Source organism: Pedobacter sp. UBA5917, assembly GCF_002432345.1.
Taxonomy (GTDB): Bacteria; Bacteroidota; Bacteroidia; order Sphingobacteriales; family Sphingobacteriaceae; genus Pedobacter.
Window position 1 is genome coordinate 1 of sequence record NZ_DJDT01000364.1, and the last position, 3,731, is coordinate 3,731.

Below are 3,731 nucleotides of genomic sequence, written 5' to 3' on the forward strand. Positions count from 1 at the left end.
CAGCACCGTTACCGTCCACCGCATCCTGATATCAGGATATCCATACAAAGTTTTCAGATATAGGATTTTTTGTTCCCGCTGATTCCGCAGAAAAGGGACGCAGATTTAAATGAATTAATAATATCTGCGGTAGTCTGCAACTGTAATCTCCTTAAATCTGCGGGAAAAATTAAAAATCTTAATATGGCCTAAATGCCCTGATTGGAGCATCATAAAGCCCTGTAATATCATTTTAAAAAATAAATCACATGAAAACTTTATTATATAGCATCGCATTTTCTTTATTTTTCTTTAGCACATACAGCTCAAATGCGGCTACGAAACAAACAGATCACCTTACAGAAGATCAGGCGCTGAAAAATAGTCCAACAGCCATTTTAGATGCCTATCTAAAATTAAAAAATGCGTTGGTTACTGATAACGGCAAAAATGCTGCCGCTGCCGGCAACGAACTGGTAAAAGCATTTGCGGCTTTCGATCAATCCAAACTTACCGCTTCGCAGAGAAAAACCTACACGGATATAGTGGATGATGCCAAAGAACATGCCGAACATATCGGGTTAAATGGAACCAATATTCCCCACCAACGCGAACACTTCGATCTATTGAGCAAAGACATTTACGACATTACTAAATTATTGGGCGCCGGCCGCGAAATTTACGTTGATAGGTGCCCGATGTACAACAAAGGTAAAGGTGCCATCTGGCTTAGCGAAGTGAAGGACATTAAAAACCCTTATTTCGGAAAAGCCATGTCTACCTGTGGTGCAATTAAGGAAACACTGCATTAACAGATGTCTTTCGTAAAGAAAATATTGATTGGACTGCTATTGATCATAATAGCAGTCCAGTTTTACAGGCCTGTTCAAAATAACGATCCATCTGCTATGCCAAATCATATTTCGAAGGTTGTTCCCATTCCCGATCAGGTAAACGGCATACTTAAAAAGGCCTGTTACGATTGTCATAGCAACAATACCCGGTATCCCTGGTATGCACAAATTCAACCAGTTAACTCGTTCGTTAATAAACACATCAAAGCGGCCAAAGCGGAGCTCAATTTTGATAACTTTAAGGAATATACCTTGCGTAGACAGATCAGCAAACTGCGTGCGATTGAAAACAGTATCGCGGATGGCACCATGCCCATTGCATCGTATACATTGATCCATAAAAACGCGGTATTGACTAAAGATGAAAAAAAATTGATAGAGGCCTGGACAACTGCATCGAAGGATAGCCTTGAAAAGGTTCAGTTTTAAAAAAGATAAATATCGAAAGATGAAAAATATAATATTCAGCATTTTAATGTTCTTTTCGCTAGGCGTTGGTGCCCAAGAGATGAAAGGAATGAAAATGCCAGAGAAAGAAAAAACCAAAGTAACGGAGAAAAAGGACGATATGGAGGGCATGGATATGGGCAACCCATCAGGCACGATGGATAACATTAAAAAGGCAAAAGCAAACCTTGGTCCGATAAAAACCATTACCTCGAACGTGCCTCCACGAACCGTCCGTTACGATTTATACGTTACCGATACTACTGTAACTTATGGTGGCAAGCCCAAACATGCCATTGCGGTAAACGGCAGCATCCCTATGCCTACCCTAACTTTTACCGAGGGAGATACGGCCGAAATTTATGTGCACAATAAATTAATGGAAGAAACTTCTATGCACTGGCATGGCCTTTTCCTTCCCAACCGTTACGATGGTGTGCCCAATATGACGCAGATGCCGATAAAACCGGGCGCCACACACCTTTATAAATTCCCGATCATCCAAAATGGAACACACTGGTACCATAGCCACACGATGCTGCAGGAACAGATCGGCATGTATGGTGCATTTATCATCAAAAAACGGAAAGAATGGGATATTCCTTCCATCCCGTTGGTATTAAGCGAGTGGACCAATATGAAACCGGAGGAAGTGCAGAGAAGTTTACATGCAGCCAGCGATTGGTTTTCGATTAAAAAAGGCACTACACAGAGTTATGCCGAAGCCCTTAAAACCGGAAATTTTAAAACCAAAGTGGCCAACGAGTGGAAAAGGATGAACGCCATGGATGTTAGCGATGTGTATTACGATAAATTTCTGATAAATGGAGAAAACCAATACCATCAACCACAGTTTAAGGCCGGTGATAAAGTAAGGTTACGGATTGCCAATGCAGGGGCTTCATCCTATTTCTGGCTTAAATATGCCGGTGGAAAAATCACCGTTGTAGCAACAGATGGCAATGATGTAGAACCGGTTGAAGTAGACCGTTTGATTATTGCAGTATCCGAAACCTACGATGTGGTGGTTACCATCCCCGAAAATAAAAGTTACGAGTTTTTGGTAACCCCTGAAGACCGGACCAAATCTGCTTCTTTATGGCTGGGGCAGGGCGAAAAAGTAGCCGCCGGAAAAATGCCCAAGCTTAAATATTTCGCCGGGATGAAAATGATGAACGACATGATGGACATGAACGGTAACATGGTTGAAATGAAGGGCATGAAAATGCAAAACCAGGTGATGGACATGAATACGGTAATGTATCCGGAAATTACCGGGCCAGAAAATGCCGAAAAAATGGGCAAAATGGACGATATGAATATGGGCGACATGAATATGGATGATGAAATACCCAATATTGTCACCCTGAATTACAACATGTTACGCGATCCTAAAAAAACGGTTTTACCAAAAGGTCCTGTTCGTGAATTAAAATTTGACCTTACAGGCAACATGAACCGTTATGTATGGACGCTGGATAATAAAACGGTGTCAGAATCGGATAAAATCCTGATCAAAAAAGGTGAAAATTTAAGAATCATATTATACAATAACAGTATGATGCGTCACCCGATGCACCTGCATGGGCATGATTTTAGGGTAATTAACGGACAGGGAGATTACGCCCCGATGAAAAACGTACTCGATATTATGCCGATGGAAAGGGATACAATCGAATTTGCGGCTACAGAAAATGGAGGTGATTGGTTTTTCCATTGCCACATTTTATACCACATGATGAGCGGTATGGGCAGGGTGTTCAGTTACGAAAATTCGCCACCCAACCCTGATGTACCCAACCCAAAACTGGCCCAGCGTAAACTCTTCTGGGACGATCGCATGCCACATTTAATGGGTCGAGTAGGTATAGAGAGCAGCGGTAGCGATGGACAGTTGATGCTGGCACAAACCCGTTGGTCGCTAAATACCATGTGGCATTTAGGAACAAATGCAATGATGGGTTATGAAAGTGAAACCATGCTGGGCAGATATATTGGCCGCAATCAATGGTTGTTCCCCTATGTAGGTTTCGATTACCATTACAAAGCATTTAATCCCGATGAAAAAAACATTTTCGGGAGCGATGAACGCAATATGTTCGGGCAGATCAGCAATAAAGAAAACCGCAAAACCATTGTTGCCGGTATTGCCTATACCCTACCGATGCTGATTGTTGCCGATGCCAGGATTGATGGCAACGGAAAATTAAGGTTTCAATTGGGACGGGAAGATATACCGGTTTCGAAACGTTTACGCGCAAACTTTATGGTAAATACCGATAAAGAATATGCCGCAGGCCTTCGGTACATATTAACGAAATATATTGCACTTTCTACGCACTACGATAGCGATATGGGCCTTGGCGGTGGGTTGACTTTTAATTATTAAGTAAGGTATAGGGCATAAGGTTTAAGGTATAGGGCTAAATAAAAAACGTCATCTCGACCGAA

3 protein-coding genes are annotated in these 3,731 nt (G+C 41.9%); all 3 read left to right on the forward strand.

Annotation, left to right across the window (positions count from 1 at the left end; translation table 11 throughout):
* Positions 1-248 precede the first annotated feature (248 nt).
* Genes B2V92_RS25370 through B2V92_RS25380 form a run of 3 tightly spaced genes read left to right on the forward strand, consistent with a single transcriptional unit; the run spans position 249 to position 3,669 of the window.
* Positions 249-791, forward strand: a complete 543-nt coding sequence (locus B2V92_RS25370; protein WP_293313375.1) for a DUF3347 domain-containing protein — start codon at positions 249-251, stop codon at positions 789-791.
* Between the two features lie 3 nt (positions 792-794).
* Complete coding sequence (locus B2V92_RS25375) at positions 795-1,262, forward strand: heme-binding domain-containing protein (protein ID WP_293313377.1); 468 nt, start codon at positions 795-797, stop codon at positions 1,260-1,262.
* A gap of 19 nt (positions 1,263-1,281) precedes the next feature.
* On the forward strand, positions 1,282-3,669 hold the full coding sequence (locus tag B2V92_RS25380) for a multicopper oxidase family protein (protein ID WP_293313378.1): 2,388 nt from the start codon (positions 1,282-1,284) through the stop codon (positions 3,667-3,669).
* Positions 3,670-3,731 lie beyond the last annotated feature (62 nt).

What these genes read in the sequence shown, in the direction of transcription:
- B2V92_RS25370 (WP_293313375.1), top strand. Translation starts at nt 249, where the DNA reads ATGAAAACTTTATTATATAGCATCGCATTTTCTTTATTTTTCTTTAGC.
- B2V92_RS25380 (WP_293313378.1), top strand. Translation starts at nt 1,282, where the DNA reads ATGAAAAATATAATATTCAGCATTTTAATGTTCTTTTCGCTAGGCGTT.
- B2V92_RS25375 (WP_293313377.1), top strand. Translation starts at nt 795, where the DNA reads ATGTCTTTCGTAAAGAAAATATTGATTGGACTGCTATTGATCATAATA.